This is a genomic window from Bifidobacterium aquikefiri (assembly GCF_002259795.1).
GTDB classification, from domain to species: Bacteria; Actinomycetota; Actinomycetes; order Actinomycetales; family Bifidobacteriaceae; genus Bombiscardovia; species Bombiscardovia aquikefiri.
In genome coordinates this window covers 249,458-275,472 of sequence record NZ_MWXA01000003.1, presented here as the reverse complement: position 1 = coordinate 275,472, position 26,015 = coordinate 249,458, and the positions used below count along the sequence as shown (strand labels likewise).

21 protein-coding genes and 1 riboswitch are annotated in these 26,015 nt (G+C 49.7%); of the genes, 5 read left to right on the top strand and 16 right to left on the bottom strand.

Annotated elements, in window-relative coordinates; all coding sequences use genetic code 11:
* Window positions 1-42: 42 nt before the first annotated feature.
* The 9 genes from BAQU_RS02845 to BAQU_RS02800 all read right to left on the bottom strand — a co-directional run bounded on the left by BAQU_RS02845 (window position 43) and on the right by BAQU_RS02800 (window position 13,087).
* Window positions 43-1,671 carry a type I restriction-modification system subunit M gene (locus BAQU_RS02845; RefSeq protein ID WP_094692539.1) on the bottom strand — a complete coding sequence of 543 codons (1,629 nt, stop codon included), beginning with the start codon at window positions 1,669-1,671 and terminating at the stop codon, window positions 43-45.
* A 17-nt stretch (window positions 1,672-1,688) separates the two neighbouring features.
* Window positions 1,689-2,369 carry a Fic family protein gene (locus BAQU_RS02840; RefSeq protein WP_094692538.1) on the bottom strand — a complete coding sequence of 227 codons (681 nt, stop codon included), beginning with the start codon at window positions 2,367-2,369 and terminating at the stop codon, window positions 1,689-1,691.
* Between the two features lie 15 nt (window positions 2,370-2,384).
* Complete coding sequence (locus tag BAQU_RS02835; protein ID WP_094692537.1) at window positions 2,385-3,608, bottom strand: restriction endonuclease subunit S; 1,224 nt, start codon at window positions 3,606-3,608, stop codon at window positions 2,385-2,387.
* Between the two features lie 245 nt (window positions 3,609-3,853).
* Window positions 3,854-7,057, bottom strand: coding sequence for a type I restriction endonuclease subunit R (locus tag BAQU_RS02825; protein ID WP_244568405.1), 3,204 nt, complete (start codon window positions 7,055-7,057; stop codon window positions 3,854-3,856).
* A 565-nt stretch (window positions 7,058-7,622) separates the two neighbouring features.
* Window positions 7,623-8,351, bottom strand: a complete 729-nt coding sequence (locus BAQU_RS02820) for a TenA family protein (RefSeq protein WP_094692535.1) — start codon at window positions 8,349-8,351, stop codon at window positions 7,623-7,625.
* A gap of 212 nt (window positions 8,352-8,563) precedes the next feature.
* Window positions 8,564-8,654, bottom strand: a riboswitch (TPP riboswitch).
* Window positions 8,655-8,723: 69 nt separating this feature from the next.
* Window positions 8,724-8,951 (bottom strand): hypothetical protein, encoded by a 228-nt coding sequence (locus tag BAQU_RS02815; RefSeq protein WP_143241955.1) that lies wholly within the window; start codon window positions 8,949-8,951, stop codon window positions 8,724-8,726.
* 65 nt (window positions 8,952-9,016) lie between these two features.
* Window positions 9,017-10,240, bottom strand: a complete 1,224-nt coding sequence (gene mmsB, locus BAQU_RS02810; protein ID WP_094692533.1) for a multiple monosaccharide ABC transporter permease — start codon at window positions 10,238-10,240, stop codon at window positions 9,017-9,019.
* A complete protein-coding gene (locus BAQU_RS02805) occupies window positions 10,237-11,802 on the bottom strand; it encodes a sugar ABC transporter ATP-binding protein (RefSeq protein WP_169713252.1) in 1,566 nt (521 codons plus the stop codon). Before BAQU_RS02805 ends, mmsB begins: the two co-directional genes overlap by 4 nt.
* A 115-nt stretch (window positions 11,803-11,917) precedes the next feature.
* Entirely contained in the window at window positions 11,918-13,087 is a 1,170-nt protein-coding gene (locus BAQU_RS02800) for a substrate-binding domain-containing protein (protein ID WP_094692532.1), read from the bottom strand.
* 348 nt (window positions 13,088-13,435) lie between these two features.
* Between BAQU_RS02800 and BAQU_RS02795 the strand changes: the two genes are divergently transcribed.
* Window positions 13,436-13,843: a hypothetical protein gene (locus BAQU_RS02795; RefSeq protein WP_094692531.1), complete on the top strand. Its 408-nt coding sequence runs from the start codon at window positions 13,436-13,438 to the stop codon at window positions 13,841-13,843.
* A 6-nt stretch (window positions 13,844-13,849) separates the two neighbouring features.
* Here the strand turns inward: BAQU_RS02795 and BAQU_RS02790 are convergent, their stop codons facing one another.
* The 3 genes from BAQU_RS02790 to BAQU_RS02780 all read right to left on the bottom strand — a co-directional run bounded on the left by BAQU_RS02790 (window position 13,850) and on the right by BAQU_RS02780 (window position 16,464).
* Window positions 13,850-14,128, bottom strand: coding sequence for a hypothetical protein (locus BAQU_RS02790; RefSeq protein WP_211277093.1), 279 nt, complete (start codon window positions 14,126-14,128; stop codon window positions 13,850-13,852).
* A gap of 232 nt (window positions 14,129-14,360) precedes the next feature.
* Window positions 14,361-15,224, bottom strand: a complete 864-nt coding sequence (locus BAQU_RS02785; RefSeq protein ID WP_094692529.1) for an ATP-binding cassette domain-containing protein — start codon at window positions 15,222-15,224, stop codon at window positions 14,361-14,363.
* 70 nt (window positions 15,225-15,294) lie between these two features.
* Window positions 15,295-16,464, bottom strand: a complete 1,170-nt coding sequence (locus tag BAQU_RS02780; protein ID WP_094692528.1) for an ROK family transcriptional regulator — start codon at window positions 16,462-16,464, stop codon at window positions 15,295-15,297.
* A gap of 317 nt (window positions 16,465-16,781) precedes the next feature.
* On the opposite strand from BAQU_RS02780, the gene BAQU_RS02775 reads away from it, so the two are divergent.
* Together BAQU_RS02775 and BAQU_RS02770 are read left to right on the top strand one after the other, a co-directional pair.
* Window positions 16,782-17,702: an SDR family oxidoreductase gene (locus BAQU_RS02775; protein WP_094692527.1), complete on the top strand. Its 921-nt coding sequence runs from the start codon at window positions 16,782-16,784 to the stop codon at window positions 17,700-17,702.
* A 181-nt stretch (window positions 17,703-17,883) separates the two neighbouring features.
* Window positions 17,884-18,552, top strand: a complete 669-nt coding sequence (locus tag BAQU_RS02770) for a GntR family transcriptional regulator (protein WP_094692526.1) — start codon at window positions 17,884-17,886, stop codon at window positions 18,550-18,552.
* A gap of 126 nt (window positions 18,553-18,678) precedes the next feature.
* Here BAQU_RS02770 and BAQU_RS02765 read toward each other — a convergent pair whose 3' ends face one another.
* The 3 genes from BAQU_RS02765 to BAQU_RS02755 form a co-directional block, all read right to left on the bottom strand.
* Complete coding sequence (locus BAQU_RS02765) at window positions 18,679-19,644, bottom strand: carbohydrate ABC transporter permease (RefSeq protein WP_094692525.1); 966 nt, start codon at window positions 19,642-19,644, stop codon at window positions 18,679-18,681.
* 17 nt (window positions 19,645-19,661) lie between these two features.
* Window positions 19,662-20,588: an ABC transporter permease gene (locus BAQU_RS02760; RefSeq protein WP_094692524.1), complete on the bottom strand. Its 927-nt coding sequence runs from the start codon at window positions 20,586-20,588 to the stop codon at window positions 19,662-19,664.
* Window positions 20,589-20,785: 197 nt separating this feature from the next.
* Entirely contained in the window at window positions 20,786-22,351 is a 1,566-nt protein-coding gene (locus BAQU_RS02755) for a type 2 periplasmic-binding domain-containing protein (RefSeq protein WP_158215618.1), read from the bottom strand.
* 363 nt (window positions 22,352-22,714) lie between these two features.
* On the opposite strand from BAQU_RS02755, the gene BAQU_RS02750 reads away from it, so the two are divergent.
* Window positions 22,715-23,602, top strand: a complete 888-nt coding sequence (locus BAQU_RS02750) for a dihydrodipicolinate synthase family protein (RefSeq protein WP_094692522.1) — start codon at window positions 22,715-22,717, stop codon at window positions 23,600-23,602.
* Window positions 23,603-23,664: 62 nt separating this feature from the next.
* The gene (locus tag BAQU_RS02745) at window positions 23,665-24,489 is read left to right on the top strand and encodes an alpha/beta hydrolase (protein WP_094692521.1); all 825 of its coding nucleotides are present in this window, start codon (window positions 23,665-23,667) and stop codon (window positions 24,487-24,489) included.
* Between the two features lie 105 nt (window positions 24,490-24,594).
* Here the strand turns inward: BAQU_RS02745 and BAQU_RS02740 are convergent, their stop codons facing one another.
* Window positions 24,595-25,983, bottom strand: coding sequence for a hypothetical protein (locus BAQU_RS02740; RefSeq protein WP_094692520.1), 1,389 nt, complete (start codon window positions 25,981-25,983; stop codon window positions 24,595-24,597).
* Window positions 25,984-26,015: the final 32 nt, after the last annotated feature.

Sequence of the window (26,015 nt, the reverse complement as noted above, 5' to 3'; positions counted from 1 at the left end):
CTCAGCTTCTTGTCTTACTTGTCCTGTGAAGACAACGCCTTCTCACACCTCACCTCCGAGAATTCGCAGCTGCTCGTTGATCTTTGCCTCCAACTCTGCGATCTCGGCGTTGTCCTGCTTGAGTTGCCTGTTCACTTCGTCGATGTCGATGGGAGGCTCTTCCTCGAAGGTATCCACGTAGCGCGGAATGTTGAGGTTGAATTCATTGTCTTCGATTTCCTTGAACGTGGCGACATGGGCGTATTTGTCAATGTCGGTGCGATTGCGATACGTTTCAATGATCTTGTCGATATTTTCGCTGCTGAGCGTGTTTTGGTTCTTGCCTTTGACGAAGTCCTTGCTTGCGTCGATGAAGAGAATATCGTTGGTTCTGCGATTCTTCTTGAACACCAGAATACAGGTGGGAATGCTTGTGCCGTAGAACAGGTTCGCGGGCAGACCAATAACCGCGTCAAGATAGTTACCTTGGGCGTGCGAGCCTTGCGACTTGATGAGCGCCTTGCGAATCTTGCCTTCCGCTGCTCCCCTGAACAGCACGCCATGAGGCAGAACGATTGCCATCGTGCCGGTATTATTCAGGTGATACAGGCCATGAAGAATGAAGGCATAATCGGCCTTTGACTTAGGAGCGAGCACACCGAAGGGGCTGAAGCGAGAATCCTTGAGCTTCGCGGGATCATTGTCCCAATGTGCAGAATATGGCGGATTGGCAACGACAGCATCGAAGGATCGCGGCTGGTCCTTGCCAGTTGCTGGGTCGGGGCCGTCAGGCCAGTCAGTTTCCAGCGTATTTGCGTTGGATAGGTTCATGTTGTTGTAATCCACACCGTGCATCATCAGATTCATGCGCGCAAGGTTGTATGTCGTGGTGTTGAGCTCCTGCCCGTAGAACTTCACCGCACCCTGCCGGTCTCCACCTGGAAGCTCATCCTGCACGGTCAACAGCAGAGAGCCCGAACCGCAGGCTGGATCATACAGGGAGAAGGTTCCGTCTGACTTCTTGACGCCATTCGTGACCAGCTTCGCCAGAATCATCGACACTTCGTGAGGCGTATAGAACTCGCCGCCCTTCTTGCCCGCAGATGCGGCGAACTTGCCAATCAGATAGATATAGATGTCTCCAAGAATGTCTCGACCTTGTTCGTCCTTGTATTCGATGCTATCGATAAGTTTGACGATTCTGTTCAGAGACTTTGCACGCTCATTGGTGGACGAACCGAGCCGTGAATCTCCAAGATTGATGTCGTTGAAAACTCCCCGAAAATCCCGTACTGCATCTTTGTTGAGCTCGGAATTCTTATTGAAATTGTCAAATAGGGTCTGATAGTCGCTGGGAATCACGAGACTGTTGTCGATTTTGTCCATCAACGACTGCCATGTATCCGCCGGTGCGATGGCATAGCCGAGACTTGAAGAGATATCGGTCAGATAATCTGCCAAATCATCGCCTTGTGCTTCGGCAGCATATGCCTCGTTGACAGACTGGCCTGTTGCAATGTCAATGACGTTGTTGCTGACCAGATATTTTTCTTGATTCTCAGACAGATAGCGATAGAACATGAATGCAAGAATGTAGTTCTTGTATTCAGACGCATCCATAGTTCCGCGAAGCTCGTTCGCCATTGCCCAAAGTTGACTGGTTACCGTTTGCAGTGTCGTATGGTTTGCCATGAGATTTTCCCTTGTACCTAAAATTTCTTTGCTCGTGATTGTTCATATTTCAATGATTCGAGGCACATCTGCCCTAAGCCTTGTGCATTCTGCTCGGCTAGGAGACGTATGTATTCGGCTCGCCGCTCGGTGTTCACCAGGATTGCCGCGCCCATATAGAGCAGTGCCAGATAGAGCAGCACCAAGCGGCCCGTTCGCCCGTTCCCGTCAGAAAATGGGTGAATGCGTTCAAACTCGATATGCAATTCTGCCAAAGCCATGCAGAAAGCTTCTGGATCCTGCGCTGATTCAAGCCTATATGTGGCGTTGCTGACCCACTGCTGCATAAGCTGCGGGGTTTGAGCAGGGCTAGCGGTCTGAAATTCAGCGCCAACAATCGCATTGGCATGCTGCTTGAATTGACCGTTGTCATGTTGCAAACGCTCAAGCAGCAACGCATGGAATCGTTGCACGATCTGAATGGAAAGCATTTCCTTCGATTCGAGCAGGTCCTGCATGTATGCAAATGCTTGCTTATGGTTCTCAATCTCATAGAATTCGCGTATCGAATGCCCAGAGCTGGTCGAAATCGTGTTTTCCAGAATGATCGACACGGTTTCTGACAGAGAAATCGTGTTTCCCTCAATCGCGCTGGAATTGTATGCGAGACGAACCAGAACATCGTCGGCATAAGCCTGCGAAAGTGTCTTGTATGTCATATCGGTTCCTTCCAGTCACACAAACATCTGCTGCAACAACGCCTTCTTGAGCTGCTGCAGATGCTCCAACTTGCATTCGTTGAGGGTTATGAGGCGATCGATCGATGCGAAGAATTCCCCGATTTTTGCTTGTTCTTCTGGACTTGGAAAAGGAACTTTCATCGTAGATACCAACTTCCAGTCAGACCTAGGCATCTTCGTTCCGGTTGTTATATTCGACACCTCTCTGAACATTGCTGTCTGAATGAACGAATAAGCATATCTGGCATTTATCTGTATCGGGTGCAACACCCACCAGTCCCCAACAGCCACTCCTTCAAAATCAGATAACAACCAGTTTTGTAAATATGGACGAAGCTTCCCAAAAATAATATCGTTTTTTTGAAAGTACAAGCCATTTTTATCACTCAATTTATTATCTAGATTCTTATTCAAACGCCCTTCTCCAGAAATAATATCCTCATACTCAACACGTGGATTCTGAGAATCATTTGAGGAAAAAATAGTTCGGCGCTTTAGCAAATCTGAAAATTCTTCTTTCTGCCACGTTCTGTAAAACCCGGGAAAACGAATCTCTGGAAGAAGCTCGCCATTCTTCGGAAACATTTTCTGAAGCAAACCCTCTTTGAGCTTCTTCACATCAGCAATCTTCCGTTCTTGTTTCTCTATCAAAGAATCGATTGTTCCAAAAAAAATTCCAATCTGGCTTTGCTCTTTTTTATCTGAGGGAAAGTTAAAGTTCATTGCTCTCAATGCGGTTCCAGAGGTCAAAGCTCGAGTAGTCATTGAACTTTTGTTTATCATTTCCTTGCGAAATGACTGCGTAAAAAACACATACCTTTTGAATACGTTCGTTAAAGGATCGTCATTCAAAGCTCTGCCACGAAGAACAAATCCGCTGAAAACGGTGTCGGTAGGGACATCAAGCATTACCGAAGGATATCCAATCTCATCAATAGTTTCAGATGTTCTAGTAAAGAATAAATCTCCTTTTCCAACTTCAAAATTCTTTATTTCCTTATCAGAAAGCCGAACTCTTCCTTTTAGCTCCAGCGCTGTCAACCCTCTATTGTGGAACACATCCACAAAGTTAACTATTGGGGTACCTTGTCCAAAATATTCTTTGCCTTTATTCAAACCATTTTTAAAAAAATAATAATCGCCAATTTTTCTGCGCTTCCACAGCTCAGTGAACCCAGGAAAGCGGAGCTTGGGCACTCGTACATCATTGCCTGTCATTGTTCTCTTCTTTCACCTGCTCGACGCTTCCACTCATAGCCATGTGCCTGTATTTTCCAATTCCAAAGTGGTTCGCAACTGATGGTTGCATACCACTGCACATTGTCCATCACTATCGTAAATGATGTTTCCACTCGGCATCAGATTGACAAACATCTCAGCCGCAAAATCCCACTGTTGAGCTGTCAACCGATAGTTGACAGTTGCCCAATTTCGCCATCGTTCATCGCTGTTCTTCCAGCCACTCATCCAACCACCTGGGTATCTGCTAGGGCATTGATTGCGGCGCGGAGTTGGTTGCGGTATTTGATTTTGCTGAGTGCCTGGATTGATTCATCATGGGCGAGCGCCGTGTATTGGTTGCGATCGCATGCCTTGGTGAGGATGTCGGTGATTTGACCGGCATCGTCCAAGTCCTGTTTGCCGTAATGGTGGTGCGCGAACAATTCTTGCATCTGTGCGCTGGTGATGATGTCGGTTATTCCCCATTTCACGCGGAAGTCCAACAGCATGCGGTCAAGACTCAACTCGTTTGCCTGACGAATAATGTCGTCACTGTCTTTGAGCTGCGCAGGATACTCAAACCCGATGCTGTCCGGTGGGAACAAACCACTCGAGATCGCCTCAGCTGCGTTCATGATCTCCTTGGCATGACTGCGATTATCCAAGCCGTGGGCAAATTGACGAATCTTCTCATGGGTTTCTTGCGCATCCTCATGCTTGCCTTCATGAACCTGATTCAACAGATTCTGAACCAGCTCGGTCAAACAGTCGTAATTCACCTTCACGTCTTTCACATGTGTCATGCGTAGCTGAATCTGGGTGTATGGCACATGCTTCTTTTGTGCCAGATTCTCCCGAAGTTGGTTGGCAAAAACCGTGGTGAGTAGCGCTTCCTCATCGGAAGTCATGCCTAGTGCCCTTACCAGTTTGTCAGGATTGCTGTAATCGAAACCTTTCACTTCCGATTCATTCGTGTCATCTGTGCTGTTGGCATCATCGGAACCATCCGCACCATCTGAGTCGGCAGCCCGTTGCTCCGGCGTATATTGCTTCAGCTTCGCCACTCCGGCATTGTATTCACGCAACAACTGAGCCATGAACTCCTGCTGCTTCTCAGAAGGCGGCAGCACAGAGAAGTCGCTGGTCAGGCTGCGCAGCTTCTCAACCTTACCTTGAACGTTTCTTAACTCCTTGTCGAAGGATTTCGCGATGACTCCAGTCTCTTCGTTCAGCTCCTTAAGCTTTTCGTCGGAAATATTCGCGGAATCGTTATTTGCATAGATGGCGAGCGCCTTGTTCATCAGCTTTTCGTTCTGTGCAGGCCAGCGATAGTTGATGATGCGTCCGAAAGGCTTGTCCTGCATGTCAGCAATGCGGTTCGTGCGTGAATAAGCCTGAATCAGGTTGGCATTCTTAAGCGTCCGGTCAACATAGAGGGTATTGAGTTCAGGCGCATCAAAGCCGGTCAACAGTTGATCTACAACGATTACTATGTCAAGGAACTGGCCATCGTTCGCGGTTCTGTCAAGCCTGGAAATCACATCCTGCGTGTACCCGCCAACATCTGACATGTCGAATGACGTGCCGAACTCCTGGTTATAAGCTTGCATGGCAGTGAATAAGCCACGATTCGTCTCAAGCATCGTGCCGTTGTTTGATGTGTTGGAGCTGAAAGTCACAGCAACCTTGAGCGTCAGACTGCCGTTCTTTGCATGTTCTGCATTGACGCGCTGGAACTCGTTGAAATACATCATCGCCATTGGCGTGCTCGCTCCATTCCCACCAACATGCGTGGTGAGCAAGGCGTTGTATTTGCCCTCGTTCGATCGGTTCTGCCACTTCGCAAAGATGTCTTCAACGACGAGCCGCACATGATCCTCGTTCTCGTCATAGAAACTGCTTTCAACGGTATCGTCCATGTCGTCCTGAGTCAGGTTGTTGATTTTCGCCTGAATGTCTTCATCCGACCATGATGGAAACTTCGATCTAAAGAAGTCTCGCAGATAATGCTCTCTCATCTCCTTATCGTCGATGGTGGTTTCAAAATCAACCTTGAACCCAAGCACGTTATGATCTGCGATTGCCTCACGAATCGTGTAGGAGTGAAGAAGCTTGCCAAACACCTGCTCGGTCAAGGTGCCATTCGTTGAATCTTCGAACATCGGAGTGCCGGTGTAACCAACCCAGGCAGAATGTTTGAAAACACTCTGAATGTTCTTGAACGAGTCGCCACCAGTGGAGCGATGGGCTTCATCGACGATGAACACAATGTTCTTGTCTGGCGCCTTGAAGCTTTTCCGTTTCACCAGGGTGTCGAGCTTCTGCACTGAGGTGATGATGATGCTGTTGTCCTTGGTCTTGAGCTTTCGACTCAGATCGCTCGTATTGCTCGCATCCAGCACGCTTCCCAAGGATTCTTCGCTCGAATCTGGATCATATGCCTTGTAATTCTGCATGGTCTGCTTCGTCAGGGCAATTCGATCAACCACAAACACGACCTTGTCCACATTTGGCAGTCTGCTCGCAAGCCAAGCCGTCTTGAAGCTTGTAATTGTCTTGCCTGAGCCGGTGGTATGCCAGATGTATCCTACTTTGTTCTGACCGAATTCGTAATCGACATGCTTGAGCTTGTCGATGACTCTGCGCGTTGCATACACCTGGTATGGCCGCATGACCTTGAGCGTCTGCTTGTTCTGTGTGCCGTCCAAAATCATGTAATTTGTTGCCATCTGATGAGCCATGGGGATCGACAGCATCGAATCTGCAAATTCGCGCCAATCATGCACAGGTTTATGATCATGCTCACGCTGCCAGTTGAAGGCGAAGTCCGTGTTGAATTGGTCGGTGGTGGTGTTCGCCATATATTTCACGTTATGCGGCGTGATTGCAACCAATATCTGCAAGGTTGAGAAAATGTCGTGATACTGGTGCTCATCGGCATATTGGCGCATCTGATTCAGCGCTTCGTCAATGTCATGCGCGCCGAATTTCTCTTCGATCTGGATGGTCGGAAGGCCATTGATGAGCAGTGTGGTGTCAAAAACGCGCTTCGGTTTGCCTGCAATCACAGGTTGCCGTTCAATCTGATTCACGACCTGATAGATGGTATCTCCCGCACCAATCTGCTTCTGATCGAAGACGGTCAGAAACACGTGCCGTCCATCATCAAGATCGATTTCAATCTGTGAAACGCCATTGAGACCATAGAGGAATTGGCCGGCTTCATAAGGAGTTTGCAAAGCGTTGATCGCATTCTTCACTTGCTTAAACTCTGCCTTGCTCAAAGGCTGATCGAGTGTGTTCTGATTGTGCTGCTCCAAGATTGCCTTGAAGTTAGCCCACAGCTGCTCGGTCGTCTTTACCTTTGGCAGGTATTGCCAGCTCATGGCCTTGTTCAGGTAGCTGCCACGATGCACATCGCTGATATTTGTTGTGCTGCTTCTCATGCTTGCAAGGCATTCAATGAGCTGCCTTTCAAAATCACTTTCGCATTTCAGATTTTCGAAATCAGCACTCATTGTGTATTCGCTTTCTTGATGTGGCACACAGTATTCCATGACGCAGCTTTACGACAACAGAATACAGTCTCTTCAGCGTGCACCACCGCTATCGCTGTGCACGCTGTGCATTGCAAGTCGGTTTTTGGGCAATATCGGCCGAAAAGCGACTTGCAAAGCACAACGTGCAAAAAAGTGACTCTGAAAGCGCAACTTGTACACCCGGCAGGTGCATATCCCGCCATCGTTAGCTGAACACGGTACCACGATATGATTTTTGTTGCCGGGTGGTGAGAACTAAGGCATTCGACGCTTCAAGAATGGCTTCATACCAACAACAGCCAGAACGAATACTCGAGATATCTCAGAAACAGGCCACAAAAATCGAAGCAGCAGGAAAAACAGCGAAAAACGAAAGCGTCAATCGCACAAAAGTGCCCAAATTCTACAACCTAAAAGGCCGGACCTCCACCGATTCGAAGCGCATCAACACTAAGACCCGATGTTTCTCACATTACTTCAACCCAATCCCCTGCAAACCACTCCCCTCAAACACATGGCTTTCAAAGTCGTCCCAGGTGAGCTGTCTGGCAGCGGCTTCCCAGAAATACCATTCGAAGAGACAACTGCGGTGGAAATTCTCGCGAGCGCGCTTGAGCTGTTCCTCGCTTGCATGCTCAGCATCCCTATCCATCACGGCGAAGAACTTGGCCGATATGCCATCAGGACCGGCCAACGATGGCTCCTGTACGTCAATTACCCACTGATGGAAATTATTGCCGGGCTTGACTTGACCGGTTGAGCCCAAATATTTGCCGAGCTCGACATACATCCAGATCCCTGCCTGGAACGGCGTCAGCATATCGAGCACATCGCCATCACGGGTTTGCGACAGCAGATGTTCACGATAGAAGTAGGTCACTGGTTGCATGGCTTGGCCACGCTGCTGCGACCAATCGACACCAAGCGTCTTGGTCATGCTTTCATACAGAGCATTGACTGTGTGGAGATGCGAATTCAATTGTCCAGTAAAGAGCTGTTGGTCTGCGACCGCCCTGCTCCTTGCAATCAACTGCGTCTGCACATAGGTTTCAGCATCGGTGTAGTGCAAGTCCTGCTGAATGTAATAGTTCATCGCCTCGGGCGAGAGCGTATCGTGAACTACATCCTGAATGAACTGGCACTGTTCGTTGGCCTCAAGCAATGGCTGGGCTTCCTGAATTAACGACTGTGAAAATGACACGGTTTCCCCTTTTGCAGTGATGCGCAGCGATGTTTGACATCGCCGAGCTGTGTAGTTCGTGATTCACACGATGCTGGAAAAAACTTGACGAGACTCAGGTATTCCATCAAGCCCACGAACGAAATCAAACCACATCAGACAAAGCAAAAGTCCACTGTATGATGCGAGAATTCTCGAATCATACGTGGACTTTCACACACGCTGTTGCCAACGCGACACTGAAATGGTCTCCCTACGGCAGTACTGGCTGCTTCAGGTTCCATGGGTGTATCTCAGCTTTTTCAAGCACCCCAGACCACAAACTGCATTGAATTATCAGACTCATTTAAGGCAAGCCATCAAGAAATGTCAAGTCAGGCGTGGTGCCGGCAGTTATTTCCCGCCAGAAGTGTCTTCGCGCTGCTTGTCGTCTCCAGACCAGTCGCGAAGCGACGAATACAACGATCCAGCAACGGCCAGTACCATCGTGATGTAGAAGACAACATTCGGCCAATACATCACCTGATGCTGCTGAACCGCTTGATACACCGCCTGAATCAGCCAGATCAGACATGCTCCGGCAGTGAGCATCGACAGTCTTGACTTGGATTTTGCACTCATTCTCATCACCAACCTTGCCCCAACATGAGCGTTGGAATATACGATATTTTCGCCGTTTCGAACGCTTACTTCCTGTTGCGTTTCGACATGATGTCGACTGCAACGGCAAGCAGCAGCACAAGACCCTTGATGGTCTGGACGATTGCCGAATCAACGCCCATGATCGAGAGACCCTGGTTGATGACACCCATGACGACGGCACCAATCACAACCCCAGGAATGGTCCCAATGCCGCCGGTGACTGCGGTCCCACCAACGAAGCAGGCTGCGATTGCGTCCATTTCGAAGCTGGTACCGGTCGATGCCGATGCCGAGGAAAGTCTCGAAAGCATCGCGATGGCGGCCACGGCAGACAGGAATCCCATGTGCACGAACAGTGAGAAATCCACGCGCTTGGTATTGATACCCGAGAGAATGGCTGCTCGCCTGTTGCCACCAGCCGCATAGACGTGACGTCCAAACACGGTGCGGGTCAGAATGAAGTTATAGATGAACACTAGCGCGGCAACAATAACCAGAATGATGGGAATGCCGCCCTCACTCGAGCTTCCGGAAGAAGCCAGCAAATAGGTGATGAAGGCAATGACGACTGCCGCGATGCCAATCTTGATGTATGTCAGCGATATGGCCTCCGGTACCAGACCCACGCGAACGATCTTCGCCCGCTTGCGCATGCTGCTCCACGCGTAGAAGACAATTGCCGCGATGCCGACCACGATGCTCAAACCATCGAACGGCCCCCAAAATCCAAGGATATTCGGCAGATAATCAGCGGCGATGGCGTCGAAGGGCACTGAGTTGATGGGAATCGATGCATTAATCATCGTTGTGGCCAAGCCACGGAAGATCAACATACCGGCAAGCGTGGTGATGAAGCCTGGAATACCGACAACGGCAACCCAGAAACCTTGCCACACACCAACTGCCAGACCGATGATCAGTGCAACGATGATCGCCAGGAACCAGTTCATGTTCGCATTCTGCATCAGCAGTGCAGCGCATCCACCGATGAAGCCGACCAAGGAGCCAACCGACAGATCGATATGCGTTGCAATGATGACCATCACCATACCGACTGCAAGTATGATCACGTATGCATTCTGCTGAATCAAAGACACAAAGCTGTTCGGTTGAAGAAGGACACCGCCCGTGAGCACTTCGAATACAGCGACAATGACAATAAGAGCCCCGACCATGCCATATTGCCGCAGATTCGACGTGATAGGCGCCAGAACACCGGCTGATTTCTTGCCCTTCGCCTCCTGAGGTGTTTCTGCTACGACACTCATTTAATTACCACCTTTGCCATGTTTTTTCTATCTTCGGTCATCCGCTTCATCAGGTATTCCTGTGTGAATCCCTTCCGATCCACATCATCGGTAATCACTCCCTGGCTCATGGTGTAAATGCGGTCGCAGATACCGATGAGCTCAGGCAATTCGGACGAGATTACGATGACGGCCTTGCCCTGATTGGCGAGTTCGTCGATAATTTCATAAATTTCATATTTTGCACCAACGTCGATGCCTCGGGTGGGCTCATCCAGGATCAGAATGTCAGGATCGGAGATAACCCACTTCGCCAGCACCACCTTTTGCTGATTGCCACCAGAGAGGTTGGATACTTTTTCTTCAATCGTCGAAGTCTTGATATGGAATTCCTTGCGGTATTTTTCAACCGCAAGCCTTTCGGCACTCCCATCCATGACACCGAAGGTACTGTGCTTGAGCAAGGATGCGAGCGATGCATTTTCTCGTATGTTCTGCAAGAGGTTGAGCCCAAAGACCTTACGGTCCTCGGTTGCATAGGCCAATCCTGCATGGATTGCCCTGCTTACCGAAGATGTATTGACCTTCTTGCCTTCGACATAGACCTCTCCAGAAATACCGGATCCATAAGCATGGCCAAAGATACTCATGGCCATTTCCGTTCGACCCGCACCCATCAAACCGGCAAAGCCGACGATTTCTCCAGACCTGGCATGAAAATTCGCATGATTGACCACCAGACGCTCGCGATCGAGCGGATGATGGACGGTCCAGTCACGCACTTCGAAGATGTCCTTGCCGATATGCGGTTCATGCTCGGGATAGAGATTGTTCAGCTCTCGACCAACCATCTTTCGTACGAGTTCCTCCTGGTCCAGAGGAGTTTCAGGCGATACCGCCATCCAACCGACCGTGGAACCATCACGAATTATCGTGACATCATCGGCGATGGCTGCAATCTCGTTGAGCTTGTGCGAGATGATGATTGAAGTGACACCCTGCTTGTCTCTCAAATCACGTACCAATTGCAACAGATGGGCGGAATCCTCATCGTTCAATGCTGCGGTGGGCTCATCAAGCACCAGCAGCGTCACATGCTTCGATAAGGCCTTGGCAATCTCTACGAGCTGTTGCTTTCCAACGCCAATATCCATGACCTTGGTATTCGGGTTCTCGTCGAGTCCCACGAGCTTGAGGATCTTGGATGCCTTCGAACGGGTTTCCTCCCAATCGATAACACCTGCATGCTGCTGCTCGTTGCCAACATAGATGTTCTCTGCAATAGAGAGGAACGGGCTCAAGGCGAGTTCCTGCTGGATCACCACGATCCCCTGTGCTTCTGAGTCAAGAATCTTGCGGAATTTGCATTCTTGGCCGTTGAACATGATTTCACCTGAATATGAGCCGTGAGGATACACCCCCGAAAGCACATTCATCAGCGTTGATTTTCCTGCACCGTTCTCACCACATATAGCATGGATCTCACCTCGCGCCACTTCGAGATTCACTTCTCTCAGGGCTTTGACCGGGCCAAAGGATTTTGTGATGTGATTCATCTTGAGAATCACGTCTGACTTTGTCATGCCTTGCTCCTTCTACGCGGTGCTCCGATTCGTAAATCGAAGCACTCTGCGCATGTTCGAATACACAAGTAGTTGCGCCTTTCGAACCCCCAACGGCTCGATGGCCTCAGAAATCCTACTTCTGTATATCTTTCTGATATTGAGATTCAGTGATGAAACCAACTTCAACCTCAGTGTGGAGATTGGCCTTTGTCAGCTGCTGAGACTTCTCGTAATAAGTAGGAACCTTGATCTTGCCATTATCCATCTTTCCACTGAAATTGCCGGGCTTCTTGCCTGCAGCAAGCGTCGTGATGATCTTTGTGGTCTGCTTGGCAAGCAACGCAACATTCTTGAAGACAGTCTGACCCTGCATGCCCCAATAGATGTTGTGAATGGCAATATCCATGCCGTCCTGACCAGTGATGATCGGCCAGGTGCTGGTGCCGGGCACCATGTCTGGCCGGTGATTCTTGATGGAGTTGATGATGCCCTGAGAGATTGCATCGTATGGGCTCAACACTGCAGAAAGCTTCTCGCCATGTGCATACGCCTGAGTCATGATCGCGTCCATCTGAGACTGTGCTGTGTTCTGATCCCATGCGTGAACGGAGATCTTTTTCCAATCCGAGTTCTTGAACGAGGCCGTGATGCCACCACCGTGGTTCGAAGGATCCTTCAGCTGACCGGACTTGAAGTACGGCTGCAGGAGATCCCATGCCCCCTTGAAGAAGTATGGTGCATTGTTATCGTCATCGGAACCTGCAAACATTTCTATGTTGCAAGGGGTATCCTTGCAACCACCATTCTTCAGATTCAACTTGTCGATAATGTAGTTGGCCTCGAGCGTTCCTGTCATCTCAAGATTGAATGTGACGTAATAGTTCACGGCGTCGGTGTTCATGATCAGACGATCGTATGCGATGACGGTGTCTCCGGCCGCCTTGGCCTGAGCCACCGCAGGGCCGACTGCGGTTCCGTCGACAGCCGCCACGATAATCGCCTTGGCTCCTGCTGAGATCAGGTTGTTGATATCGGTCGACTGCTGGGAAGGACTGTTATTGGCGTAGGACAACACGACCTTGTACCCGGCATTCTGAAGGTCTTTCTTCAGATTCGCGCCATCAACATTCCAACGTTGATCTGCCTTGGTCGGCATTGAAATTCCGACCACGTCTCCTTTTTTGATTGTTGCAGCGTTGCTGTCCCCCGAGCCACGCGATGCACCGCCAACTCCACATGCGGCAAAGCCTGCGAGCATTGCCACGCTGGCCAGACTGGCCATAATTTTCATTGGTAACTTCATGATTCTTTCTCCCTTGAAAGAACGTGGGTTTACAATTTCGAATGAACATCGAAATCAGTTAATAATATATGCCTCTTGTGTTCACTAGTCAAATTTAATATGCAACTTTTTTAATTATTGAGTTAAGAAACAAAGTTCTAGAAATCCAAGCCAAGGGAAGCTATAGTTTTTCTGAGTTCAACAACACGGTTACACCAATGTTTGCGCTTCGCTGCACGGTTCCATGCAAGCTTTGGCAGCTATACGGGCATGCTTTGAACGCAGGATTTCCGAATACGTACTACGTTGTAGGCATATCGAGGAAAAGCTTTTCCTCGATCAACACACATCTCACGGCAAAGGAGCGCTATGATGAGTGATTTTTGGCAGATGTTGCACCATCATTCCCCGGATCAGCCATCTACTCCGCCCATGAGTTGGCGCTCATCCACCCTCGCAGACACACAGAATGTCGAATTCACCTGTTCCATGGATTTTCTGGATCAATTCGGCCGCATTCCCCAACACCTGCACGAACCCTTTCTGCTCATTCTCGATTCCTTCAAAGGTCTTGGCTATCCCAGCGTTGTGCTTACTCACAATGGCGAGATGCTTGGAACCATCAGTCCCGCTGAACTTTCTGCAACATTCATCACCGTGCTGCGCTCATGCGACAACGCGATGCAGATATGGGGAACAAGGTCAGGGGCGACGCTACAGCTGCAATTGCCGGATGAAAGACATGCAAGGCAGATATTGCAACATATCGCCTCATGATGCGGTTCAGCGCCTTCTCTGCGTGGATTGCTTCGTGCCTTCTCGCCGCGGAGTCTGCTGATTCCGCCGCGATCCGCGAGACTCTTTCGGCGTGAGCGCGAACAGAGCAAATCGAGTCGAAAAATGATGTCTAATCGGCGGAATCTTGCCAATGACAAACCCAATGACCAATCCCGCAATAAGTACCCAGGAGGCTTCATTCTGATGAAGGATGATCAATCCAACCAGCAATGCGAATGCCAGCAATCCTACCAGTTGCGAATATTTCTGCTGCTGCTCCGTCATCTCGTCATTCTTCAAGGGCATGAAGCCCAGAAATAGCCCCAAGACGAGTGACACAACGGCGCTACCAACTACTGTCCCCCAAAACATCATGATGAGAACCCTCCCAATCGCTCATGAAAATAATATTGTGAATATCGGTATTGTTACCTATGCTGCTCGTATGGCAGACCACAGGTGCCGATGTCTGCAAGCAGGAACATATAGCTTGAAAACCCATCGTTTCTGCTGTCCATCACGCTTCCTCATTCATCTGGAGAGCTCGCTCAATGAGCTTATGCTGGGTTCGCAGCCGATTCACCTGCGAATTCCTGGCGGCTTTCACCCCGGCAGATGTAAGATCATTGGGTTGAATCACTCCAGAAATTTCAGCAATCACCTCTTCGTAGCTCGTATCCTTGACCTTGTGATCACCCATAACTCGCCCCAGACGCATGACAATGACTCTATCGGCAACGGCAAAGACATCAGGCAGATCATGACTCACAAACACCATGCTCAACCCCTGTTCACGCAGACGCTTCATGTAGCTCAGCACCTCTGCCGTCTGAATCACCGATAGCATTGCGGTCGGTTCGTCCAGCACAATGAGCTCAGGACTCGTCAGCAGTGTCTGCGCTATTGCCACGGTTTGACGCTGTCCAAGAGAAAGCTCCTGCATCGAAGAAGCCACTCTGATCGAAGAGGACAGTTCATTCAGCACTTCCTTGGCTCGCGTATACATCGCGGAATCATCGCGCATGAAACCCTTCCAACGGCCCTTGCTGATTTCCTTGCCGAGAAATAGATTCGCCGCAACATCAAGATTTTCGCAGAATTCCGGGTGCTGAAATACCGAAGCAATGCCAAGCGCATTCGCCGCACGAAGATTGGAGATTGAAACATCCTGCGACTTCCACACTATTGAGCCGCCGGAGGGTTGCATATAGCCGGAAAGTACTTTCACCAAAGTCGATTTCCCTGCCCCATTGTCTCCCACGATGGCACAGATCTCGTGTTGGTGAATAGGCAGATCTATATTCTTCAGCGCCTCGTTGATGCCAAAGCGTACGGACACGCTTTGAAGTTCCATTAACAATCGTGTGTCATGAACATTCATCAGTGCAATGACTCCTTGTCTCGGGTGGAAGGCTGCATTGCCTTGCCCGGAATTATCCCCGCCAATAATGCTACATTGCGGGGATAAATGAATTGACTTTCCCCATCGCGAATATGGCAGCTCCCAGTGCACCGCCAGTGACTGGATGATCAGCCTGGAGCACCTGAATCGGAACCACGACATCAGGAAACAGCAGACGACGCAGGGATTCTTGAAATGGGTCTATGAATATCTCGTTAGACATTGAAAGCTTGCCCCCTACAATAACAATTTCGGGATCCATTCCGATGCATAGTCCGGAAACGACACTGCCGACACGAATGGCCGAGTCCGCTATGACTCGTCTGCAGCCGGGATCCCCTGCGACTGCCTCCACGATAAGATCATCAAGTGTCATGTCTCCATGGGTTACGCTCAGCAGAGAAACGAGTCTGTCTTCGTCAACCACCGTGTTGAGACAGCCCCGGTTTCCACAGCTGCAGATGCTCCCCAAAGGGTCAACCTGAACATGCCCTATCTCACCAGCCAGACCGGTCACTCCAGTCCAAAGATGCCCATTGATGATTATGCCAGAGCCAACGCCATCGCCAGCCAGAATATAGATAAAGTTACGGTGTCCGACTCCAACTCCCACATTTGCCTCGGCAATGGCCGACATGTTCGCATCATTGTTCACAAATGTCGGGACATGAAAGGCCTCCTCAAAGGGCGCGCCAATGTTGACATTCTCCCAGCCTCTCAAGATTCCGGCGAGCGCAATCTCATGCGTCCTTGCATTCACAGGAGCGTTCACTGCAATCCCGATGCTCAGCAGTTCAGAGACCGAAGCGCCTATGCGATCCATCGTTTCGCTGATCAGCATCAGGCAACGTTGAATGACAGCATCGCTCTTATGGCCCAGTTGCAAGGGCAGCGTATGCTCGGCGAGGACCTCGTTGTGATTATTGATGACGTTGATCGTCACACCACGCTTGTCGATGGACAATCCTGCCGAGACACCATCCTGACGGGCATACGTTACCAAGGTCGCTCGTCTGCCATTGCGAATGGTGGCTTCGGTCTCAAGAATGTTGTCATCAACCATTTGATGAACAAGATTCGATACCGAACCGGTTGACAACCCGGTTTTTTCCGCGAGTTCGATCTGGGTCAAAGCCCCAAACTTATGAATGGCATCCAGCAATGCAGCGCGATTGCCCCTATGCAAAGCCTGCTGCGAGCCAGAAATTCTTGAAACCATGCCTTATAGAATAGCGTGATCGGCCTATGTTCGCCGACATTGATCATGGCTGCACCATTGAAGTGTTGAATTCAACGCGCCGCGCAGATGAAAGAACCGTGCTTCGATTCATGTCGCAAGTGTGAGACACATCTTTGTTATCAGCGTATATGTTTGAACTCTCACATGTCATTTTCTAAGCTTAGATATAATACTGTGGTGTGGATGTTCCTATCTCGAATACCGGCCTGTTTGCCGTAACCGGCAATGATCAACGGAACCGACACTGCCATTGACAGGCATTGGCATACCAGACAACGATGTATGGGGGAAAAGCAATGACAGGGACGAATACAAACGAAAACGCTCAGTCGACAAACAAGACCGGCGAACAACTCAGTAAGCAAGAGTTTCCTCAGCAGACACAGAATGCGCCGGGAATGACAACTGCAATGACACCGGAACCGGATCATGGGGAGTTCAGTTGGAAGGGTTTGAAACGTCTGGCAGGTAAACGTGCTCTGATTACCGGTGGCGATTCTGGCATTGGGCGGGCGACGGCCATCGCGTTTGCCCGCGAGGGTGCGCATGTCGCGATTTCCTATCTTTCATCCGAGATCGAGGATGCGCAGAGAACACAGGAAATCATCGATATCGATGGCAAGGGCGGATGCGAAATCTTTGAGACCGACATACGCGACGAGGCAAGGGCGCGCAAACTCGTGGACGATGCCGCCGAGGCCTTGGGCGGCTTGGATATCCTTGTCAACGATGCCGGCACTCAGCAAGGACGACGCCCTCGCGGCTTCGCTGATCTCAAGGGGGATGACATGCGAAATATCTTCTCCACGAATCTTCTGGGAACCTTCTATGTGACGCAACAGGCACTTACCTATCTGCACGCGGGATCGAGCATCATCAATGTAACGTCGATCCAAGCCTACAATCCTTCCGCAAACCTGATCGACTATGCTGCAACCAAGGCAGCACTCACCAATTTCACGGCCAATCTCGCACAGCAGCTCGGCCCCCGGGGAATCCGGGTGAATGCCGTGGCACCTGGCCCGATCTGGACACCGTTGATCACCTCGACCATGCCTCAGGAAAGCATCGAGAATTTTGGCAGGCACACGCCTCTCGGCAGAGCCGGACAACCGTCCGAATTGGCAGGTGCAATGGTATTCCTTGCCAACAATGCCGAAGCATCATATGTAAGTGGAACTGTGCTGGCAGTCACCGGCGGTGAGCCGATTTTCTAACCTCTCGCTCTCGCTCGCAAATTTCATTGGTGGGTCGATTCTCCTCATGTATCGGATTACAGTAGACTGTTAACTGTCTTTTCTGGTCAAGTATCTATGAATCATCATGAATGCATGGTAAATGCTCAGATACATGGCACCTAGGCAGGGCAGATTTGTTGATCTGATCTAAGGAAAACCAATGGCACACAAGCTCGCTGCAATAAAATACATGGGCAATCAAATCGCAGAAGACCTGCGTTCCAGCATTATTCGTGGGACCATGCCAAAGGGGACACGGATCATAGAGACTGAGCTTGCAGATCACTATGACGTCAGTCGTGGTCCGATACGGGATGCATTGCAGCTCTTGCTCAGCGAGGGGTTGCTGCTTCGGCAGCGCCAAGGGTGCATTGTTTCAGGATTATCCGAAAATGATGTCAGAGACATGTATGAGGTTCGAGTGTGCTTCGAAAAACTTGCCGTTGATCATGTTGCCGCTCATCCACAGTCGATTTCCTGGGTGGGGATGGATGATGCCATAGGTCGAATGAAGCAGGCGCTGGAAAAGAATGATGCCCACGCATATGCCCAGGCTGATCTCAATTTTCACGAGGAACTTCTCCTTGCCGCCAACAATTCAAGAGTCACAGCCTTTTGGTCAGTGATCAAGCCACTGTTCTCAGTCATGCTTGACCTGACCAATGCGCAGGATGCGGACCTCACTCCATCGTTCAACGACCATATCGTCATTCTGAACCTATTGAAAAATGGCCAGCCAGGCGAGGCATCCCGCCTGATATCACGTCACCTCAACGGATCTCTGCATAGAATGATGACGACATTCTCCAATGCCCTGCCACCACAATGACCCGAGACTCCCAGCAGCCTCGCTGCTGCTCGGACTTCTCCGGCACACGCGGCAACAAGGCCACAGGAGACTTCTCGCAATAGCGGGCATCTGTGGCACGGCCGGCTTCGCCGCTGCCACAGATGGTTACCCCTTCACCGCCCCAATCAACACTCCCTTGTTGAAGTACTTCTGCAGAAATGGGTAGAGCACCAGCAGCGGGATGGTGGAAATGATGATCACACCATACTTGATCTGATCGGCAAGTTGTTGCAGCTGCTGAATATCCACACCGGCAGTGACCTGCCCGGTGGTCTGGGTCTGACTGCCAAGCAGAATACTTTGCAAGATGTTTTGCAGTGGCTGCTTGGCATCGTCTCGAATGTAGATGAGGCCGGTAAAGTAATCGTTCCAATGCCCAACGAAATAATATAAGCCTATGACAGCAACAATTGCTGAACTCAGTGGGATCACGACTCGCAGGAAATATGAGAAATCGTTCAAACCATCGAGCTGAGCGGCATCATGAAGATCTTCCGGAATTGAAGTTTCGAAGAATGATCTGGCAATGATGAGATTCCACACGCTTACTGCGCCAGGCAGAATAAAGACCCACATATTATTCAGCAGATGAAGCTGTTTGAACAACACATAGTTGGGAATCAGACCCCCTGCAAAATACATGGTAAAGGTGAAAAGGAACATGACCATTCTACGCATTGGAAACTCTCGCCTCGAAAGGGCGAAGGCAGCCGGCATGGTGACCACCAAATTCAACGCAGTGCCCACAACGCTGTATATCAGCGTATTTTTATAACCACTCCACACACGAACGTTGCTGAAAATCTTGTCATATCCAGAAAGTGTGAATCCACTAGGGAAGAGCGTGACTTTCCCAGTGGCAACCAATGTCTGGTCTGAAAATGACGCAATGACCACGAACCACAATGGGTATACGACCGCTACGATGATAACGGCCACGAGCACCATCAGCAGAACATCTATGCACCAGTCGTATGCCGTTCGTCGTTGATGGACATGTCTGTTCGTCTTGATACCGGAAGACTCAGGTTGCAGTGCAACAATGCCGCCCTCAATCAGCTTGTCATCCATGTGTAGCTCCCTCCTGTTCAGAAAATGCTCGTATCCGTCACTTTTCGAGATATTCCATTTGCGATAATCAGAAATACGAAATTAATCATGGTGTTGAACAGCCCAATTGCAGTTCCATACGAGAATTGGAAACTTTGAATGCCTATTCGATAGGTGAAAGTCGATATGACTTCAGACGCTGGAAGGTTCAATGCATTCTGCATGAGCCATACTTTTTCAAATCCTACGGAAAGAACACTACCCATATTCATGATCAGCAGAATCACACACGTAGGCATGATCGTTGGCAAATCGACGTACCTTATCAGCTGCAATCTGCCGGCACCATCCATTTTGGCAGCTTCATACAAAGAAACGTCAACGGAGGAAAGCGCCGCAAGATAAATGATTGCATTCCAGCCAGTATGCTGCCAGATTTCACTTATCCAATATACTGGGGCAAATGCATTCGGCATTGCAAGAACACTTGTGGCTCCCAGGGATTTTCCCAACAGACCTGATTGAGGATCAAGGAATATATTCAGCATCGAGACTATGACAACCGTCGAGATAAAATGCGGCATATAGGTTATGGTCTGAACGAATCCCTTTACTTTCTGGCTCCCCAGCTGATTGATCAACAAGGCAAGAATGATAGGGGCAAAGAACCCAAGCACCAATGTTCCCAGACTGATTCTGAAGGTGTTGGTAATGATGTTCCAGAACACAGGTGACTCAACGAACTGTTTGAAGTACTGAAGTCCGATGAATTTTCCGCCTGTCAATCCTGACAGGGGATCATATTCTCTAAATGCAATCTGCACCCCATACATTGGCACATACGCAAAAAGTCCGACAAAGAACATTGCAGGCAGTGCCATAGCCAGCAATCTCCATGATTTCACCAAGGTGTGCACAATCCTCGATTGCGAGGAATCAACAAGGCGTTGAATGAGTTCTCCCATTGTCTTCTCCAGAAACTGCGTCGTTCGGAATCTCAATACATGCTGGTCACACGGAGCAAGCCGTGAGGGATATCTACTTCATTGACCAACGAATTCATGGACCGTGGCGCTGCATGGACATCCGCACACTGCCATAGGGCAGCTCGACAGACATCTCATTCAACGCCGCTCAATACGAACTGTGGAAACGGATGATTTCAGACTTTCTGTTGTTCATATTTGTCATACCATTTTTGCCACAGCTTGACGTTCTGCTGCAAACCGAGCTTGTTCACCTGAGACACATAGGTCTGCCACGCCTGTCCGTAATCAGAACTTGATCCATTCATCCATTTGGCGATTAATGGGATTGCATAATTCAAGATCTGTGTATTGTTGCCGTCAAATGTCTTTTCGTCTGTGTCATCGAGTTTGACCCATATCGGCATCGAATCGACATTGACCTTGTAATTGCCGTATGCACTTGCATACGCAGCCTCTGCCTTCTCACGAGCAGTAATATTCGGATCTCCCTTGATCTTCAGGCTTTCAGGGAACCAACCTGCAAAGCAAGGCCCGAGACTATAGAACACATTGGGATCTGAATAGACTTTATCCGAGATCTTGTACGTGTTTGTGCTCTCTTCAGTTACCAGTGACGGTATATCGCCGTAATACTGCTCTACAGACATTCTTGGACTGTAGAGGGCATCAACCATCTTGAGGATGTTGCTCATATGAGCGTCGTCCTTCTTCACGGCAAGATGATAGTTTTCATATTTGCCATAGTCGCCAGAAGCGTCCCACACCACGTCCTTGTCGGACATTGACGCGGTTGCCTTTGGAACAGGCATTGCAACATATTCATTGGCATGAGTGCCGAATGCCGCGGGTTGATAGGCAAATGCCAGTCCAACGGTTGCGACTTCCTTGGTGCCTGTAAGGGCACTGCCGTATTTCGAACCATCTTGGGTCAAGGCATTTTCAGGTATTAAACCAGCCTTGAACAGCTTCGCATACCATTGCAGCGTCTGTTTGAACTCATTGGATGTCAGCCATTCCTTGACCTTCCCCTTCTCCACATATATGCCGTCTTGGAACGGACCGCCCTGAGCCTGAGTCACGATGCCCGTCGATCCGAGCGCCAGCATAGGGGTGTACCACCGAAAACCATCGGTTCCCAAAGCAGTAACATCAAAGGGAATCTCATCGTTCTTCCCATTGCCATTTGGATCTTGCGTCTTGAATGCTTCCAGCACCTGAATGAGTTCATTCCACGTTGTAGGCATCGAAAGACCTAGCTTATCCAGCCAAGTCTTGTTGATCATCCAATGTTGGTTCGATCCCCCTGATGGCATCCCCGCTGGAAGAACCTCCAAATTCCCCTGTATGTCAGAAACCATTCGCTTGGCGGAAGGGTTTTCCTTGAAAAACGCCTCAACGTTGGGCATCTGCTTGAGATAGGGTTTGAGATTCTCGAAGTAAGGGAACTTTGCAGCATCGTCTGGATTGAACGCTCGAATCGAGACATCTGGCACATCGCCGGATGCCAAAATCGCAGACTTCTGCTGCGCCCAGGCATTCTGTTGAACAATCTGCCATTGAATGGTGCAATTGCACTTCGATTCCAGAGTTGAGACCCACTGGTTTTTTGCGATTGGCAGTCTGTTGGTGCTGTCATATTGGACCAATACCTTGATGACCGGTTTCTCATTGCTCCCGGCCTCTGAAGAATTCCCGCCGCACGAAGCAACTGCGGCAAGCGCGGCTAATGCCGACACCATTGCGATGACTCTTTGTGCTGTGCACGCGACACTTCGATGTGTCATGTGTATTCCTTTCTCTCTGCATCAATAAATCTCGTTTGGTTCGTCTGTACTGAAATTACTTGCCAAACATTGGGATGAGACTGTGCCTTGGAATAGTGTCCACAGTTACATCTTTGATAACTGTTGACATTTTTATAGTGTACGCTGCCTGAAAATCCATGTCAATTTTATAAAAAGGCGTGGTATCTGTGAGAATATCTATGTTTTCCAGTGCATGGGAGCCAATCTCTGGCGTGGAAGGCTTAAGCTTTGGTATATTATAATGTTAACAGTTGTCTAATAACTCTGTTTTGTAGTGCAACTCTCAATGAAGAGGACATGATGCGATCACACACTTCACAAATAATTTCAGCAGCCATTGCAATCTTTGACGCGCATGGAGACATAGCCATCGATGAATTCGAGCTCTACCTTCTTAGATTGCTACCCTACGTCGATGGTGTTCTTGTCAATGGAACAACTGCGGAATTCCCTTCGCTCAGTCCGTATGAACGAACCCGCCTCATTCAGTCTGCACTCAATGTTTTTGACACCTCGCGAGTAATCGCCCACATCGGTGCCGCATCTCTGCGGCAGACCAGCATGTTGCTCAACATGGCGGCGGATGTCGGCGCCACTCGATTCACCGCCATAACGCCGTACTATCTTCATATATCAGAAGCATCGACTTTGCATTACTACGAGCTTCTGCGCAAGAGAACGCCTGGACGGCTGTATGCATATATATATCCAGACGTAACAGGAAACGATATAACCGCCAAGACAATTTCACGATTCGCAGACATAGGGATTGATGGTCTCAAGCTTTCTGGCATGGCTTCAGATCGCGTTGCACAATATCATCACATAGCACCGCATATTGATATCTGGTCCGGCAATGACGCAGATTTTCCAAACACGATTTCACATGGAGGCGCAGGAGTGATTTCAGGAGTCTCGGGAGTGTATCCAATGGCGTGGTCCGAATTACGAGATGCCGTCATGCTTAGCGACAAACCTCGAATTGCGGCTATCCAACAGCATATTCGGAACATGGTGAGGGTGCTGGGGCCGAGTATCGGCAACATCAAGTATGCACTCAGACTGCTAGGAATCGCTGCAGGGCAATGTCGCATGCCTATAGACGGAGTGGATGAGTCATCTATGGAGAAGATTCGCTGTATAGTTTCATCTGAGAGCGTGGACACATTGTCGTTCACACGATAAGAGGCATTGACGCCGTTTCGTGTGACATCACCTGGGGAACAACATGAAGGGAAGGGTAGGCCTTGCTTACATTTCGTCACGATCTGAAGAGTCTGGATGGGTCCTCGGCATATCTGGATGGGTATGTCATCGACACGAGCCCAGAAATGAATAGCGCAGTAACCAGGCCAGCGGTCATCATTGTCCCTGGTGGTGGATACGTCTTTACTTCCGACAGAGAGGCAGAACCGATAGCACTGAAGATGTTAGGCAACGGATGCAACGCGTTCGTATTGCGCTATTCGGTATCACCATCCGTGTATCCCAATGCCATACTCGAGCTGGCGTCGGCAATAACCCTCATACGCAACAACGCATCCAAGTGGCATACCAACCCAAATCAAGTGATTGTTGCAGGTTTCTCAGCAGGAGGCCATCTCAGCGCAACCCTGGGCACCGGTGCAGCGGCAGAGCAACTGAAAGAGCATGGATTCGACCCTGATCTCGTTCGACCGAATGGGATGATGCTTGGCTATCCAGTAATCACCTCAGGAAAATATGGGCATCAGGATAGTTTCAAGGCCTTGCTTGGAAAGACATACAATACCGGCAGTCTTCTCAACAGGCTCAGTCTCGAATCTCAGGTTGACGAGAAAACTCCGCGCACCTTTATATGGCACACCATCACGGATCAACTCGTTCCCGTTCAGAATTCGTTGCTTTTCGTCCAAGCATGTCTGGAACATGGCGTGCCTATCGAAGCACATATATATCCCAGTGGCGATCATGGTCTGAGTCTTGGTACAGCAGAGACCGCCTGGCATGGTCATGGCGCAGTGGAGCAATGCGTTCAGTCATGGATGCAGCTGTTCATCTCATGGATCACACGGGAATTTCCGAATTCATGATGCTTGCGACCCGCGAGGCTCCATATGCAAATCCACATCATGGAGCCACTCCGCTCGGTTCTTGCACGCTCATTTCCCAGAACCTAACGCCTTGCCAGGCAGAATTCATCGCGCATATTGTCGAAAATCCTGCACACGATGGAAGGTGATGTAATTACTATTGTGGTATGAATCAGCCTCGTTCCAGGCTGTTCTGCTCACTACCAGCAAATCGTTGCCATCGATGATGCAACTGGGATATTGAGCGGCAACGTAGCGAGGATCTCCATGACTGAGATCGACTATTCGGTGGACGTTCTCGAACATGGCAAGATCCTTCGAACAGCTGAGTGACAATATGTTTCTGGCATCGGCATCGCCACCTGCAATTTCATTGCCCACAGCCCAATATAGAGCGGATTGAGCATCAAAGAGAACAAAGAACTTGGAGTTATTGCCCCCATTGAATGGCACAGTCCCTTCAAACGATAGGCTTGTCAGCGATGGATCCACTGTAAGCATGAGGGCACGTGATGGATGCTGGCTCTCAGATCCAAGTTGTAGACGCAACATATCATGAATGATGCCGTCATTGCCGACGACGACGTTGCCTTCAAGCCCGCTACCGACAATCGATGCATTGCGAAGCAATGCATCCTTCGGATTGCAGGACTTCGACAGATTCCACTGGTCGGGATCCAACAGATCAGCATCAGAGGGCACCGACACTATGGCCTGCTGAAAACCTCCCGTTTCCCACGACCCATAGTCTATTGCCGTCACCAGGCACCCATGGGTTTCGACGATGGGAAGCGGCGCTTTGTGAAGTCCTCCCACATCGCCATTCGCGGATGATCTGAACAAGGTCACGGGTTGTGACCAGCTGCGCCCCTCATCTGATGCCCTTCCAATGATCAAATCACCATATTCCGTAGTCATTGCAAGCATGTACAAGGCATCGCGATGCACGAACATTGCGCCCCAGAAGCAAGGAAACAGCTCGGTAAGGTATTCCCACGTCTCCCCTGCATCATCCGAGCTGAAGATCATGGTAAGGTTTTGTCCTCCATGCCACGAAAAAACATCCATGGATGCGAGCAGCCTGCCATTACTCAGGCGAACGATTGAAGGGCTTGCCAGAAACCTGCCTGAAAAATTGAAACTGTCATCCTTGGGATGAAGATAATTGATCACGGTTCCTGGAACGTCCGATGTCCGAAGCACACGAGGCCGGGTTTGCAAGGACCCATCGATCGTAGACACCACCACCCTGTAGTTGAACCCCTCACGCAATCCAGTGATGATCGCAGCAGTCGAGTCAATCAGCAGCGATCCTTCATCGCCGTGCTCAATGTCGTTCCACCGCACGATATATTTCCGCTCGCCCAGAGCTGGACTCCACGATATGCTGAAACCATCGTGGTGAGGGACGATCCGTGTGATGCGGAAATCATCCGGATCAATGGTGGGGTTGGGTCCGTAGCTATCATAGTTCCATGAGTCCGTTCCATGCATCGTTGATTCCCCTTTTCTCTGATATCGATATC